The organism is Aeromonas sp. sif0611 (assembly GCF_019218845.1).
GTDB classification, from domain to species: Bacteria; Pseudomonadota; Gammaproteobacteria; order Enterobacterales; family Aeromonadaceae; genus Aeromonas; species Aeromonas media.
In genome coordinates this window covers 153,488-168,585 of record NZ_JAHUWU010000002.1, presented here as the reverse complement: position 1 = coordinate 168,585, position 15,098 = coordinate 153,488, and the positions used below count along the sequence as shown (strand labels likewise).

Below are 15,098 nucleotides of genomic sequence, written 5' to 3'. Positions count from 1 at the left end.
CGTGGTGTTGGAGAGGGGCAGGGCCAGATCCGCCTCAGTAGTCATCATCAGGCGCGGCGAGATCGATCACGTCGAGATGCACTGTACCGCCGAGGCTGGCGTCGGTGGATTCGAGTTCGGAATGAGGTGAGGAGATAAGGGGCTGATCGGGCTGAGTGTCAACAGTCTGGGTCATGGGTGCTTGCCTCAATGGATTGCAAGCCGGTTGGTGATTCCCTCACCCTGATGCCACCTCCCTGTCTGATGGCCGGCGGAAAAGTTGCGTATCCTAGCGGGACTTTGTGAAAGCTTCAAGTGGTTCTGTATAAAATTTATTCCGTCACCGCCCCGATGCAAGGTGGTGAGATGGGACAAGAAGGAGGCATGCCAGAGGGAAGGGAGGCAACAGACAAAAAAATAGCCCAGTCGTTTGACTGGGCTATTTTCGGGGAAAATGGTCGGTGTGAGAGGATTCGAACCTCCGACCCTCTACACCCCATGCAGATGCGCTACCTGGCTGCGCTACACACCGACGGAGTCAGCTTGGCTGACGGGAAAGGAGTCTAATAGGATGAACAGTAGGGTGCAACTCCTTTTTTATCAGGGAGATGCCGATTGCTTCTTTATTGTTCAACCAAGATGCGACTTGGGCCCTGGCGGGAGTTTTGGCATAATCGCCGCCCCGTATTGCCAGGAGATTCCGGCATCAAGCTTCTTTGCTGGTCTATCCGATTGTTGCCAATGACCGGCAGACAATAAGCCGCAAGTAAACGCCAGCAACCCGTCAGAGAGAGGAACAGGGTGTGAAATCATCAGACGTCACAGAACCGGTAAGCCAGAGTGAGCAGGACGAGCACTGGATGCGTCATGCCATGGCCCTGGCGGCCAGGGCGGAAGGGGAAACGGGTGAGATCCTGGTCGGCACTGTGCTGTTGTCCGTGGTGCGCAGGCTGCATAGCGACAGAGAGGTAAGGGCGTGACGCCATCAGAAAGCAATGATCTCTTCGATCAGGCACGGCAGGACGAGCGCTGGATGCGTCATGCCATGGCCCTGGCGGCCAGGGCGGAGGGGATAGGCGAGATCCCGGTCGGTGCCGTGTTGGTGCTGGGGGACGAGGTGGTCGGTGAGGGTTGGAACCGCTCCATCAGCGCCCATGACGCCTGCGCCCATGCGGAGATCATGGCGATCCGCGCCGCAGGCATAAGGTTGGAGAACTACCGGCTGCTCGATACCACCCTCTATGTGACTCTGGAGCCCTGCTGCATGTGTGCCGGTGCGCTCATCCACAGCCGGGTCAAGCGGGTGGTTTACGGGGCCCGCGATCTCAAGACCGGGGCTGCGGGCTCGGTGTTCGAGATTTTGCAGGACCCGCGCCACAACCACAGCGTCGAGCTGACGGGCGGTGTGCTGGCAGAGGCGTGTTCGGCCCAGTTATCGGACTTCTTCAGGCGGCGCCGCGCCGAGAAGAAGGCGGCCAGAGAGGCGCTGAAACAAAGTGGTGGCCATGCTTTCTGAGGTGGGCAAGGGGCATCGTCTTGCCCCGTCCCGAAATTATTCACATATTCATATATAAAACAGAAAGTTGGCACTGCTGCTCGCCTTTGTTATCCCACCTGAATCCCCCTCGAAATAACCTCTTCACAGAGGCTCTTGATGTAACAAAACTGTCATGCAACCGCCATATAATGCCGCCAAGCCTAGCTCACATTGAGGTCTTGCATGTCATCGGAATCGTTAAACCTGGTCATGGCGGGCAGTAGAAAACGCCGGATCAAGGATAAATTGGCCAAATACGGCGTCACCACAGGGGGAGCCCTGGTACTGGTGGCGCTGCTGCTTATCTTCTTCTACCTGCTCTATGTGGTGAAACCCATCTTCAATGGCGCCAGCGTAGAGGCAACCTCCTCCTTTACCCTGCCGACGCAGGGCAAGACGGCATGGCTCGGTGTCGAGGAACAGAACGAGATAGGGTATCGCTTCAACGACCAGGGTCAGGTCAGCTTCTTCGCCATCAAGGCGGATGATAACGTCAAGGTGGGCCAGGTGCTGGGTCAGACCGGTGTCACCGGTGACGTCACCGCCGTCGCCGTGCCGGCACCGGGCCAGAAGCTCATCGCCTATGGCTTTGCCGATGGCAAGGCCATTGTGGTGCAGCCCTCTTTCAAGGTCTCCTATCCGAATGACGTGCGTGTCATCGAGCCCAGCCTGCAATATCCCTTCGGCGAAGAGCCTGTGGTGATAGATCCCCAGGGCAAGGCGCTGACCCGCATGGTGTTCGAGGCGACCAAGGACAAGATGGCCACCGCCGCGGTGACCGAAGATGGCCGTGGCGTGATGACGGTAATGAGCGGTGAGGAGAACTTCCTCTCCGGGGAAGTCGAGTGGAGCAGCCAAAACTACGCCATTCCTTCCCTGCCGCGTCACGTGGATCAGATGCTGCTGACTCCCAACCTGCGCATCTTGTTCGTGCGCGAAGGCAATCGCCTGTCTGTCTATGACATCCACAACCTGAGCGACATCTCCCTGCGCGACGTCATGGAGATCAATGCTCCCAACGCCGACGTGACCCAGGTGGCCCTGCTCTCCGGCGCCTCCTCCCTGCTGGTGGGTAATGACAATGGCGTCATCTCCCAGTGGTTCGAGGTGGCTAAGGATGGCAAGCGTGAGTTTACCCAGATCCGTGACTTCAAGGGCGACGGCCCGGTCGCACTGCTGACCCCGGAGCATTTCCGAAAGGGCTTCATCAGCGCCGCCAAAGACGGCACCATCAACTTCTTCCACGCCACCGGCGAGGCCAAGCTGCTCGGTGAGACCATAGAAGGCGGCGCCCTGGCGGCCCTGGCCATTTCTCCCCGTCACAACTTGTTGCTGACCCAGCAGGGCGACACCTTGAAGATATTTGACGTGGAAAACGATCACCCTGAGGTGACCTGGTCGGCCCTGTGGCAACAGGTGTGGTACGAAGGCTATCCCGAGCCCATGTATGTGTGGCAGTCCACCTCCGCCAGCAATGACTTCGAAGCCAAGCTGAGCCTGGTACCCCTGGTGTTCGGGACCCTCAAGGCCTCCTTCTACGCCATGCTGTTTGCGGTGCCGCTCGGTGTCGCCGGTGCCATCTACACCGCCTACTTCATGTCGGCGGGCCTGCGCAAATACGTCAAGCCGACGGTTGAGATCATGGCGGCGCTGCCGACCGTCATCCTCGGCTTCCTGGCGGGTCTGTGGCTGGCACCCATCATCGAGGGGGCGCTGCCAGGGGTGATCCTGCTGCTGCTGTTGCTGCCGATGGGCATGTTGCTCACCGCCCTGGTGTGGAACTACCTGCCGGAGCGCAGTCGCGCCTGGTTGCCGGAGGGCTGGCACGCCATCCTGCTCATTCCTGTGCTGCTGCTGATTGGCTGGGGCGCCTTCGCCTTGAGCCCGCTCATCGAGAATGCCTTCATGCACGGGGATTCGCGTATCTGGCTGACCCACGAGATGGGCATCAAGTTTGACCAGCGCAACTCCCTGGTGGTCGGTATCGCCATGGGCTTCGCCGTCATACCCACCATCTTCTCCATCGCCGAAGATGCGGTCTTCTCGGTGCCCAAGCACCTGACCCAGGGCTCGCTGGCGCTCGGAGCAACCCCCTGGCAAACCCTGAGCCGGGTGGTGATCCTGACCGCGAGTCCGGGCATCTTCTCGGCGGTGATGATGGGCCTGGGCCGCGCCGTGGGCGAGACCATGATCGTGCTGATGGCGACCGGCAACACCCCCATCATGGACTTCTCCATGTTCCAGGGGCTGCGTACCCTGGCGGCGAACATAGCGGTGGAAATGCCGGAGTCGGAAGTGGGCAGCTCCCACTACCGGGTGCTCTTCCTCGCGGCCTTCGTCCTCTTCGTATTCACCTTTATGTTCAACACCCTGGCCGAGTTCATCCGTCAGCGGTTGCGTGAAAAGTACAGCTCTCTGTAAGGACTAAGGAATCGACAATGGGTAAGTGGTTTAAATCGGGGGCCCCCTGGATCTGGATGACGGGGGGCGCCGTCAGCCTGAGTCTGGTGGCCGTACTGGGTCTGTTGTTGCTGATCGGCTGGCGTGGTCTGGTCTACTTCTGGCCGCACCCCATCTATGAGTGGCAGCTTGAGGACGCCAGCGGCAACAAGAGCGTGCTGATCGGCGAGATCAATGACCGCGAGATGGTGCCGGTGGAGCGGCTGCGCGCGGCGGGTCAGGCACTGGAGGGGGAGGAGCGCGAGCTGCTGACCCGCTATCTGGTCAAGACCGGCAACCGTGAGTTCGTCGACCTCGATTTTCGCTGGGTGCTGGAGACCGACATCAAGTCCCGTACCCAGCCCGCCGAGCTCGCCATGGTCGAGCGCACCACCAACGGCAATTTCTACGGTTACATCACCTCGGTGAAAGAGGATGGCCGCGAGCTGACCCAGGATATGCATCCCGCGTTGCAGCGGGTGCTGGCCCGAGCCAACGCCCTGTCGGAGCAGGCCAACGATCTGCAAAAGGGTGACATCGGCAGCATCAACTATCAGCTCGAGAAGCTGCGCCTCAAGGAGCGCAAGGCGGAGCTGGAAGGGGAGCTGACCGACGCGCTCAAGGCGGATCTCGCCGCGCAGCGCCAGGCCCTGAACGATCGCTATCAGGTGCTGGAGAAGGAACTCTTCTCCCTGCGTGCCCAGGCGGACAGAGACGCCATCACGGTCAAGGACATGCGTGGCGAGCAGGTGACCATGCCCATGTCCAAGGTGCTGGACGTGGTCTGGCCCAACGACATGAGCCTGCCCGCCAAGGTCGGTCACTGGTTCCACCAGATTGGCAAGTTCGTCTCCGACGATCCCCGTGAGGCCAACACCGAGGGCGGCGTCTTCCCGGCCATCTTCGGCACCGTCTTCATGGTGTTGCTGATGGCCATCATAGTGACCCCCCTTGGGGTGGTGGCCGCTGTCTACCTGCACGAGTACGCGGGCAAGAACAGCCTGACCAAGATCATCCGCATCGCGGTGATCAACCTGGCGGGTGTGCCCTCCATCGTCTACGGCGTCTTCGGTCTGGGCTTCTTCGTCTACACGCTCGGTGGTTCCTTGGACCAGCTGTTCTACCCGGAAGCGCTGCCGAGCCCGACCTTTGGCTCCCCCGGCGTCATCTGGTCGGCGCTGACTTTGGCCATCCTGACCCTGCCGGTGGTGATCGTCTCCACCGAAGAGGGGCTGGCCCGGATCCCGAGCACCATTCGTCAGGGCTCCCTGGCACTGGGTGCCACCCAGGCCGAGACCCTGTGGCGCATCGTGCTGCCCATGGCGAGCCCGGCCATCATGACCGGCCTCATCCTGGCCATCGCCCGTGCGGCCGGTGAAGTGGCGCCGCTGATGCTGGTGGGGGTGGTGAAGCTTGCCCCCACGTTGCCGATGGATGGCAACTTCCCGTACCTGCACGTGGAGCGCAAGTTCATGCACCTGGGCTTCCACATCTATGACGTCGGCTTCCAGAGCCCGAACGTCGAGGCGGCGCGGCCCCTGGTCTACGCCACCTCCTTCCTGCTGGTGACGGTGATCGTGGGACTCAACCTGACGGCTATCGGCATTCGTAACCACTTGCGCGAGAAATTCCGGTCGCTGGAACATTGATAGACCAGCACCACAGAGACGGGTAGGGAACGGGGTTCCCTGCCAGCCAAGCGTTCCGGCCGCGGGCAATGAGAGTGCCCGCCGCCACCGACAGATTTTGAGGTAACAGATGATCAACGTAACGACCGCATCCAGCCAGCACACTGCGACTGACCTGCTCAACCTGAGCCCGGAGCAAACCGCCCTTGAGGTCAAGGATCTCAACCTGTACTACGGCAACAAGCAGGCGCTGTTCAACGTCAACATGAAGATCCCCAAAGGCCAGGTGACCGCCTTTATCGGCCCGTCCGGCTGCGGCAAGTCCACCCTGCTGCGCTGCATCAACCGGATGAACGATCTGGTGGAGATCTGCCGCATCGAGGGGGAGATCCAGCTGCACGGTCACAACATCTACGACAAGAGCGTGGATGTCTCCGCCCTGCGCCGTCAGGTGGGCATGGTGTTCCAGCGCCCCAACCCCTTCCCGAAATCCATCTACGAGAACGTGGTCTATGGCCTGCGCCTGCAGGGCATCAACGACAGACGCACTCTGGACGAGGCGGCCGAGCGTTCACTGCGCGGCGCGGCGCTGTGGGAAGAGGTGAAGGATCGCCTGCACGACAACGCGTTCGGCCTCTCCGGTGGTCAGCAGCAGCGTCTGGTGATCGCCCGTGCCATCGCCATCGAGCCGGAAGTGCTGTTGCTCGATGAACCGACTTCGGCGCTCGACCCCATCTCTACTCTCACCATCGAGGAGCTGATCAACGAGCTCAAGAGCCAGTTCACCGTGGTGATAGTGACCCACAACATGCAGCAGGCGGCGCGGGTGTCGGATCAGACCGCCTTCATGTACATGGGCGAGCTCATCGAGTACTCGAACACCAACACCATCTTCACCACCCCGGCCAAGAAGAAGACCGAGGACTACATCACCGGTCGTTACGGCTAAGAGATGAGGATGACTGACATGAACCACAAGAAACAGATTGGCGGTCGGTTCAACGGCTAAGGCATAATCGGAGCAACAAGGATTATTTGTATGGACAATATGAACCTCAATAAACACATCTCCGGTCAGTTCAATGCCGAGCTCGAGAACGTGCGCAACCAGGTGCTGGTGATGGGCGGTCTGGTGGAGCAGCAGCTGACCGACGCCATCTCCGCCATTCACATCCAGGATCTGGATGCGGCGCGCAAGATCGTGGCCAACGACCACAAGGTCAACGCCATGGAAGTGGCCATAGACGAGGAGTGCACCCGCATCATCGCCAAGCGCCAGCCTACCGCGTCCGACCTGCGGCTGGTGATGGCCATCATCAAGACCATCACGGATCTGGAGCGCATCGGCGATGTGGCGGACAAGATAGCCCGCATGCTGACCGACAACGCCAACAAGCCGCAGCCGCCGTTGGTGTCGCTCGAGAACATGGGCCGTCGCACCATCAAGATGCTGCACGACGTGCTCGACGCCTTCGCCCGCATGGATCTGGAGGCGGCCATCACCGTCTACAAGGAAGATGACAAGGTGGACCGGGAGTACGAGTCCATCATCCGCGAGCTGATGACCTACATGATGGAAGATCCCCGCACCATCCCCCAGGTACTCAACGTCCTGTGGGCGGCGCGCGCCATCGAGCGGGTCGGCGATCGCTGCCAGCACATCTGCGAATACATCGTCTATTACGTCAAGGGCAAGGACGTACGCCACACCAAGGCGGATGAACTGAGCGACCTGCTCGGCAAGCATTGAATCCACGATGAATAAAAAGGCGCGTTGAGCGCCTTTTTTATTGCATTGGGGGGCGGCTTAAGATAACGCGCCCCACGGGGCGCTTTTCTGCTAGAATATTGCCCCTGTGTGAGTCCCGGATGGAGTCACGGTCCGGTTTCCCGGGCCCAGTTTGCCGTCTTGTGCTAAGGCGGCTGTCGCAATAGGTTAATCATGAGTTTTGCCGATAGTTTGTTCTTTCTGATGCTGCTGGTCGCCGGCAGTGTGTTCTTCTCGCTTTCCGAGATCTCTCTCGCCGCCTCCCGCAAGATCAAGTTGCAGGTGATGGCCGACGAGGGCAATCGCCATGCCGAAAAAGTGCTGGCCCTGCAGGCCCAGCCGGGTAACTTCTTTACCGTGGTGCAGATTGGCCTCAATACCGTCGCCATCCTGGGCGGCATCCTGGGCGAATCCGCCCTGAACCCCGCCATCAAGCAGTTCGTCGCCGGCTTCTATCAGGGCCCCTGGCTCGGCCAGATAAGCTCTGCGGCCTCCTTCGTGTTCGTCACCGGCATGTTTATCCTGATAGCGGACTTGATGCCCAAGCGTCTGGCCATGACCATGCCGGAGCGGATCGCCGTGGTGGTGGTGCGCCCCATGCTGCTGTGCGTGACCCTGCTGATGCCGCTGGTGTGGTTCTTCAACGGTCTGGCCAACGCCCTGTTCCGCCTGCTGCGGGTCTCCATGGTGCGCAACGACGAGATCACCTCGGACGACATCTATGCGGTGATGGATGCGGGCGCCGAGGCCGGCGTCATCCAGCGCGAGGAGCACCAGCTCATCGAGAACGTGTTCGAGCTGCAGTCCCTTGGCGTCACCTCCGCCATGACGGCCCGCGAGAGCCTCATCTACTTCACCCTGCAAGAGGGGGAGGAGAGCATCAAGGCCAAGATTGCCGAGCATCCCCACAACAAGTTCCTGGTGTGCGACCACAACCTCGACAGCATCAAGGGGTTCGTGGACGCCAAGGAGCTGCTGATCCGCGTCATCAGCGGCCAGAGCATCGATCTCAACAGCGGATCCCTGGTGCAGAGCGTCATCATCATCCCCGACACCCTGAACCTCTACGAGGCGATGGAGTACTTCAAGAACCACAGGGGCGACTTCGCCGTGGTGATGAACGAGTACGCCCTGGTGGTGGGCATCGTCACCATGAATGACCTGATGAGCACCGTCATGGGGGAGTGGGCCACTCACGTGGTGGAAGAGCAGATCGTCCAGCGGGATGAGAACTCCTGGCTGGTGGACGGGGTGACCCCCATCTCCGATGTCATGCGGGCCTTCGACATCGAGGAGTTCCCGGAGAGTCAGAACTACGAGACCATCGCCGGTTTCATCATGTTCATGCTGCGCAAGATCCCCAAGCGTACCGATTCGGTGAAATACGCGGGCTACAAGTTCGAAGTCGTCGACATCGACAGCTACAAGATCGATCAGCTGCTGGTCACTCGGGTCGAGCCTGTGGTGACCGAGAAGCCTGCGGACGCAGCTGTGTGATCGGACACCAGGCTCCCCAAGCGCGCCTGGTGTCGGTGAAATACGCGGGCTACAAGTTCGAAGTGGTGGACATCGACAGCTACAAGATCGACCAGCTGCTGGTCACCCGGGTGGAGCCTGTGCTGGCCGAGAAACCCGCCCTGGAATCATGAAAGGAGTTATCAAGGAGTCATGAAGATGCCGTCTTATTCCCGTGCGCTCGCCTGCGTGGCGCTTGCCCTTGCGCTGGGGGCCTGCAGCCAGAGCGCGCCCCGCAAACCCGCCGCCCCCAAGCCCGTCGCCCCCAAGGCCGCCGTGGTGGCGCCGCAGCCGGATCCCGATGCCGTGGTGCAGAGTGCCGTGGCAGAGCCGAGCCCGGTGTTCGATGAGGAGTACCATGGCCCGGATCAAGGATCGCTGGAATCGGTGACCGCCCTGTTCGCCCGTGGCTACATAGAATCTGCCATGCGTGAAACCATGCTGGCGGCGGTGCACAGCGATTATCCGCTGCTCGGCATGCGGGACGTGCGCCTGACCGATCCTGTGGCCAAGTTCCTCACCTCGGCCCAGGCCCGTACCACGGCCCACGACTACCTCTATGCCGGAGTGCAGCGCCGCCTAGGCCGCCCCCTGAGTCCGGCCCAGTGGGAGCAGATCTGGCAAGGGTATCCCCAGCAGGGGCGCGTCTCCGACTGGGTCAAGCAGACCAAGCGGGTACTGGCAGGGCGCTGAGTCGCCAGCCCATCATGCTTCACAAGAGGCCATCCCCGGGGTGGCCTCTTGTCATTCAGGCCCATGGACCGGGGCCCAGGGTGGCGAGGACGAGGGGCTTCCTTTTGCCACTGTCATCCTGAGCTTGCCCGGATTTGTTCCTAGTTCCCGATTGCCTCTCCCTCTGCTTTGCGCCATGATGTATAGGACATATAGCCGTCTAGATGTTTTGATGGCTTAATGTCTTTTCACACAATAAACACCCGTCATGACGGGGACACGCAGAGAGACAGAGATGGATACAAAGGATTTGTGGGTACTGGATGGCGGCATGGGGCGTGAGCTGGCACGGCGGGGCGCACCGTTTCGCCAGCCAGAGTGGTCGGCCCTGGCCCTGATGGAGGCGCCAGAGACGGTGCGTGAGGTGCATCAGGCCTATGCGGCGAGCGGTGCCCGGGTCATCACCACCAACAGCTATGCCCTGGTGCCGTTTCATATCGGTGCTGAGCGTTTCGCCGCCGAGGGGGAGAGACTGGCGGCGCTGGCCGGCCAGCTGGCGCGGGAGGTAGCCGACGACCAGGGGGGCGCGGTGCAGGTGGCCGGTTCACTGCCACCGCTGTTTGGCTCCTACCGCGCCGATCTGTATCAGGCAGAACGGGTGAGCGAGCTGGCGACCCCGCTTATTCGGGCGCTCTCACCCCATGTGGATCTCTGGCTAGCGGAGACCATGAGCCTCATCGCCGAGCCGCTGGCCCTCAAGGCTCTGCTGCCAGGCGATGGCAAGCCGTTCTGGGTCTCTTTCACCCTGGAGGACGAGGCGCCGGGCAGCGAACCCACCCTGCGCTCCGGGGAGCGAGTGGCGGATGCCGTGACCGCGTTGGCGTCGGCCGGGGTGGACGCCATTCTGTTCAACTGCTGCCAGCCCGAGGTGATCGAAGGGGCGCTCAAGGTGGCTAGCGCCGTGTTGCAGGCCCATGGGCATACCGACGTTCGCCTCGGCGCCTATGCCAACGCCTTCCCGCCCCAGCCCAAGGAGGCCACCGCCAACGACGGCCTGGACGAGATCCGCGGCGATCTGGGGCCGTTGGATTACCTTGGCTGGGCCGAGCGCTGGCGCGGTGCCGGTGCTTCCCTCATCGGTGGCTGCTGCGGCATAGGCCCGGAACACATTGAGGCGCTGGCCAGCCGGCTGCGTTAAGGAGAGCCCATGAAAGAGAGCAAGATAGGCCTCTGGTCTCTCACCGCCCTGGTGTTCAGCTCCATGGTGGGGGCGGGGATCTTCAGCCTGCCCCAGAACATGGCCGAGGTGGCCGGTGCCCGCGCCGTGCTCATCGGCTGGGGCGTGACCGGGGTGGGTATTCTGGCCCTGGCCGCGAGCTTCCTCTATCTGTCGCGGCTAAGACCGGATCTCGATGGCGGCATCTACAGCTATGCCCGCGCCGGCTTTGGCGATCTGGTGGGCTTTTTCTCCGCCTGGGGCTATTGGCTCTGCGCCACCATCGGCGTGGTGGGCTATCTGGTGATCGCCTTCGCGGCGCTGGGCAGTTTCGTCGATACCCCTGACAATGTCTGGTTTGGTGAGGGCAACACCCTGGCCGCCTTCATCGGCGAGTCCTGCATCCTCTGGGCGGTGCACCTGCTGGTGGCCCGCGGCGTGCAGCAGGCGGCCCTGTTCAACCTGGTGGCGACCCTGGCCAAGAGCCTGCCACTGCTGCTGTTCATCCTGTTCGCCTGCTACTGGTTCGATCCGGTCACCTTCGCGGCGGATCAGCAGGGCAGCACCCTGGCGGTGCCGGTCTCCGAGCAGGTGCGCAACACCATGCTGATCACCCTCTGGGTCTTCACCGGCATCGAGGGGGCGGCGGTGCTCTCGGCCCGGGCGAGAAACAAGCGGGACGTGGGCACGGCCACCGTGCTGGGGGTGGTGCTGGCGCTGCTGCTCTATGTGCTCATCTCGGTGCTGGCGCTGGGGATATTGAGTCGCCCCGAGCTCGCGGCCCTGCCCAACCCCTCCATGGCGGGGCTGATGGCCCAGATGACGGGCTCCTGGGGCAAGGTGCTGATCAGCATCGGTCTCATCGTCTCGGTGCTCGCCTCCTACGTGAGCTGGACCCTGTTCTCGGCCGAGGTGCCGTTCAGTGCGGCTCGACACGGCGCGTTTCCCGCCATCTTCCGGCGCCAGAACCGCAACGGCACCCCCATAGCGTCGCTCTGGCTCACCAGCCTGACGGTGCAGGGCTGCCTGTTGCTGGTGTGGCTGCTCGGCAAGGGGTACACCAACCTGCTGCTCATCTCCACCTCCATGATACTGGTGCCCTACCTGTTGATCGGCCTCTTCCTGCTCAAGCTTTCCTTGCGTAGGGAGGGCAATGGCCTGGTGCGGGCGGTGGCGCTGGTGTCGAGCGGTTACGGTCTCTGGCTGCTCTATGCCGCCGGGGTGGAGTATCTGCTGCTCTCCTTGCTGCTCTACGGGCCGGGTCTGCTGCTGTTTCTCTACAGTCGCCGTCAGCTCGGGGCGGAGCAGCGGCTCAGCCTGCGCGAGCGCCTGCTGGCCGGGATAACCCTGGTGAGCCTGGTGCCCGCCATCTGGTCCTTTGCCCACGTCTGAGCGACCTGACGCTCAAATGCAAGAGAGCGCCCAAGGGCGCTCTCTTTTTTGTGGCGTGTGGCTCAGGTGCTCCCCGGGCCCGCCGGTTTGCCAAACAGCACCTTGAGCTTCTCCGACCAGGGCAGGCCGCGGGCGTCGCGCAGCATGTCGCGCCACTCGTGGAAGGTGAGGGTGAGGGGGTTGAAGCTGTGGACGGGCTTGGTGATACCGAAGCGACAGGGCTCGGTAGGGTCCTCTTCCACGAAGGTACCAAACAGCCGATCCCAGATGATCAGCACCCCGGCGAAGTTGCGGTCTATGTACTTGGCGTTGCTGGCGTGGTGCACCCTGTGGTGGGAAGGGGTATTGAGGATCCACTCCAGCTTGCCGAGCTTGCCCACCACCTGGGTGTGGACGAAGAACTGAAAGCCCAGGCTCAAGAGCACTGTGGCGACCACGGCCTCGGGGGGGAAGCCGATGAGGATCATGGGGATCCAGAACAGCCACATGCCGGAGACGGGGTACATCAGGCTCTGGCGAAATGCGGTGGAGAGGTTGAGCCGCTCCGAGCTGTGGTGCACCACGTGGGAGGCCCAGAGCCAGCGCACGTGGTGGCTCGCAAAGTGGAACAGCCAGTAGCAGAGATCCTGCAACAGGAAGAGCAGCAGCACGCTCCAGAGGTTCAGCTCGATATCCAGCAGCCGCCAGCCCCACAGCGCGTCATAGAGGTAGGCGATGGCGATGGCTGTCAGGGCATCTCCCCCCTGATGCATCAGCGCTAGGGCGGCGTTGGCGAACAGGTCCCGCCAATGGTAGGTGGCGGTGGGAAAGGCCGCGCCGTGCTTGCGCAGATAGAGCATCTCCCAGCCGACGAAGGCCAGAAAGATGGGGGAGAGGTAGAGCAGCAGCAGTTGCACATCCATGTGAGGCATCCGGTTGGACCAGTTGGGTTCCAGCATACCGAATGAATTTAAAATTTCATTAACATCCTTGCTCCGTCCGTGCGGCGGACCGTCAGATGGCGAGAGCCTGTCGCAGGGGAAACGTCAGGGGCGCTGACCCGGGTGATCATGCCGGGAATGTAAGCAGAAGAGGGAGCCATGGGCTCCCTCTTCTGCTTTCTACGGCTGTCAGCGTCAGAGCACCTGGCTCAGGAACTGGCGCAGACGCGGCGAGGGGGGATTGTCGAAGAAGTCGGTGGGCTTCTCGTCCACCAGCAGCTCGCCGCTCTCCATGAACAGCACCCTGTCCGCCACTTCCCGGGCGAAGCCCATCTCGTGGGTCACCACCACCATGGTCATGCCCTCTTTGGCCAGGCCCTTCATGACGTCCAGTACCTCGCCCACCATCTCGGGATCTAGGGCGCTGGTGGGCTCGTCAAACAGCATGATGCGCGGCTGCATGGCGAGCGCCCGGGCGATGGCCACCCGCTGCTGCTGGCCGCCGGAGAGCTGGGACGGGTAGCTCTGGGCCTTGTTGGACAGCCCCACTTTCAGCAGCAGGGCCTTGGCTCTGTCCTCGGCCTCCTTGCGCGACAGCCCCCGCACCTTCTGGGGGGCGAGGCTGATGTTGTCCAGCACGTTCAAGTGGGGGAAGAGGTTGAAGGACTGGAACACCATGCCCACCTCTTCCCGCAGCTTGTTGACATCCCCGGGCTCGGTCAGGCTGATGCCATCGACCTCGATATGGCCGTCGTTGATGGTCTCGAGCTGGTTGAGGGTGCGCAGGAAGGTGGATTTTCCAGATCCGCTCGGGCCCACTATCACCACCACTTCTCCTTCCGCCACCTGGGTGCTGACGTTCTTGAGGGCGTGCACCTCGGTGCCGTAGAACTTCTCTACACCGCTCGCTTTGATAATCGGATCAGTTGCTTTTCGCATATTTCACCTCGAGACGGCGTACCAGGAAGGCGCGGGGCGTACCGGTGATGGCCGCACTTCTCGACACAGGTTGAGCCTTGATAATGGGATCAGTTGCTGCGCGCATATTTCACCTCCAGACGGCGTACCAGGAAGGAGAGAGTGCCAGTCAGCACCAGGTAGAGCAGGGCCACGGTGAACCACACCTCGAACGGGCTGAAGGTGGAGCTGACCACCTCCCGTCCCGCCTTGGTGAGATCCGTGATGGAGATGACCGAGACCAGGGAGGAGTCCTTGATGAGGTTGATGAACTGGCCCGCGAGCGGCGGCAGCACCCGCTTGAATGCCTGGGGCAGGATCACGTAGCGCATGGTCTGGGCTGCGGTCATGCCGAGGCTTCTGCCCGCCTCCATCTGCCCCTTGTGGATGGAGCTGATGCCAGCCCGCACGATTTCGGCCACATAAGCGCCGGTGAAGACAGCGAGCGCCGCCACCCCGGCGGTGAAACGATCCAGATTGAGTACAGTGCCGATAAAGAAATAGACGATGAAGATCTGCACCAGCAGCGGGGTGCCGCGAATGAGCTCCACATAGGTGACCGCCAGGTTGCGCAGGGCGGGATTGGGGGAGAGTCTTGCGAGGCCCGCCAGGGTGCCCAGCAGGATGGCGAAGACGCCCGCCACCAGGGAGAGCTTGACCGTGACCCAGACACCCCAGGCGATGGGACCGGCGGTCCAGCTCAGTTGCACATCCAGGGTGTCACCGAGGAAGACGGTATCCCCTTCGGCAACCTGGGCGCCCGTGCTGGCGATGGCCTGGCGACGGTTGGGGTCGAGATCGTCTTGCAGGAAGAGTTGCCCCTTCTCTGCGGCTGTGGTGCCGGTCACCACTGTGCCGTCAAATTCTGCGTACTGTTTCTGCTCGGCCTGGTAGGCGATGTACTGGGGAATGCGTTCCCAGCGCCAGGTATAATCCACTGCCTGCACGGCCTTGTAGATGCCAAAGATGGCGGCCAGCACCATCAGCAGGAAGACCCCGTGCCAGAGCAGCAGGTTGGGCTGTTTTTCCATCTGTCTTGTGATTTTGGGGTTGATCACTGTCACAACCTCTCTTG

Annotated in this window: 15 protein-coding genes and 1 tRNA gene; 11 read left to right on the top strand and 5 right to left on the bottom strand. The window is 61.9% G+C overall.

What is annotated here, in order from left to right:
* Positions 1–34: 34 nt before the first annotated feature.
* Positions 35–175, bottom strand: coding sequence for a hypothetical protein (locus tag KW824_RS05660; protein ID WP_167332172.1), 141 nt, complete (start codon positions 173–175; stop codon positions 35–37).
* Positions 176–434: 259 nt separating this feature from the next.
* Positions 435–511: transfer RNA gene (locus KW824_RS05655), tRNA-Pro, on the bottom strand.
* A gap of 271 nt (positions 512–782) precedes the next feature.
* Between KW824_RS05655 and KW824_RS05650 the strand changes: the two genes are divergently transcribed.
* The 11 genes from KW824_RS05650 (at position 783) to KW824_RS05600 (ending at position 12,146) form a co-directional block, all read left to right on the top strand.
* Complete coding sequence (locus KW824_RS05650) at positions 783–959, top strand: hypothetical protein (RefSeq protein ID WP_371316595.1); 177 nt, start codon at positions 783–785, stop codon at positions 957–959.
* Positions 956–1,495 (top strand): tRNA adenosine(34) deaminase TadA, encoded by a 540-nt coding sequence (gene tadA / locus KW824_RS05645; protein ID WP_218409209.1) that lies wholly within the window; start codon positions 956–958, stop codon positions 1,493–1,495. The genes KW824_RS05650 and tadA overlap by 4 nt, the downstream gene beginning before the upstream one ends.
* A gap of 204 nt (positions 1,496–1,699) precedes the next feature.
* The gene (locus KW824_RS05640) at positions 1,700–3,937 is read left to right on the top strand and encodes an ABC transporter permease subunit (protein ID WP_218409208.1); all 2,238 of its coding nucleotides are present in this window, start codon (positions 1,700–1,702) and stop codon (positions 3,935–3,937) included.
* 17 nt (positions 3,938–3,954) lie between these two features.
* A complete protein-coding gene (gene pstA, locus KW824_RS05635) occupies positions 3,955–5,604 on the top strand; it encodes a phosphate ABC transporter permease PstA (RefSeq protein WP_042649945.1) in 1,650 nt (549 codons plus the stop codon).
* Between the two features lie 109 nt (positions 5,605–5,713).
* Entirely contained in the window at positions 5,714–6,532 is an 819-nt protein-coding gene (gene pstB / locus KW824_RS05630) for a phosphate ABC transporter ATP-binding protein PstB (protein WP_218409207.1), read from the top strand.
* Between the two features lie 90 nt (positions 6,533–6,622).
* On the top strand, positions 6,623–7,333 hold the full coding sequence (phoU, locus tag KW824_RS05625; protein ID WP_139751100.1) for a phosphate signaling complex protein PhoU: 711 nt from the start codon (positions 6,623–6,625) through the stop codon (positions 7,331–7,333).
* A gap of 192 nt (positions 7,334–7,525) precedes the next feature.
* The gene (locus KW824_RS05620) at positions 7,526–8,848 is read left to right on the top strand and encodes a hemolysin family protein (protein WP_218409206.1); all 1,323 of its coding nucleotides are present in this window, start codon (positions 7,526–7,528) and stop codon (positions 8,846–8,848) included.
* Positions 8,845–9,000: a hypothetical protein gene (locus tag KW824_RS05615; RefSeq protein WP_182788454.1), complete on the top strand. Its 156-nt coding sequence runs from the start codon at positions 8,845–8,847 to the stop codon at positions 8,998–9,000. Before KW824_RS05620 ends, KW824_RS05615 begins: the two co-directional genes overlap by 4 nt.
* Positions 9,001–9,019: 19 nt before the next feature.
* Positions 9,020–9,559, top strand: coding sequence for a hypothetical protein (locus KW824_RS05610; RefSeq protein ID WP_218409205.1), 540 nt, complete (start codon positions 9,020–9,022; stop codon positions 9,557–9,559).
* Between the two features lie 274 nt (positions 9,560–9,833).
* A complete protein-coding gene (locus KW824_RS05605; RefSeq protein WP_218409204.1) occupies positions 9,834–10,736 on the top strand; it encodes a homocysteine S-methyltransferase family protein in 903 nt (300 codons plus the stop codon).
* A 9-nt stretch (positions 10,737–10,745) separates the two neighbouring features.
* Positions 10,746–12,146, top strand: a complete 1,401-nt coding sequence (locus tag KW824_RS05600) for a basic amino acid/polyamine antiporter (protein ID WP_218409203.1) — start codon at positions 10,746–10,748, stop codon at positions 12,144–12,146.
* 62 nt (positions 12,147–12,208) lie between these two features.
* Here KW824_RS05600 and KW824_RS05595 read toward each other — a convergent pair whose 3' ends face one another.
* From KW824_RS05595 to KW824_RS05585, 3 genes are all read right to left on the bottom strand, one after another.
* A complete protein-coding gene (locus KW824_RS05595; protein WP_218409202.1) occupies positions 12,209–13,048 on the bottom strand; it encodes a sterol desaturase family protein in 840 nt (279 codons plus the stop codon).
* A 213-nt stretch (positions 13,049–13,261) separates the two neighbouring features.
* The gene (locus KW824_RS05590) at positions 13,262–14,005 is read right to left on the bottom strand and encodes an amino acid ABC transporter ATP-binding protein (protein ID WP_041206038.1); all 744 of its coding nucleotides are present in this window, start codon (positions 14,003–14,005) and stop codon (positions 13,262–13,264) included.
* 89 nt (positions 14,006–14,094) lie between these two features.
* Positions 14,095–15,054 carry an amino acid ABC transporter permease gene (locus KW824_RS05585; protein WP_005330345.1) on the bottom strand — a complete coding sequence of 320 codons (960 nt, stop codon included), beginning with the start codon at positions 15,052–15,054 and terminating at the stop codon, positions 14,095–14,097.
* Between the last annotated feature and the right edge of the window lie 44 nt (positions 15,055–15,098).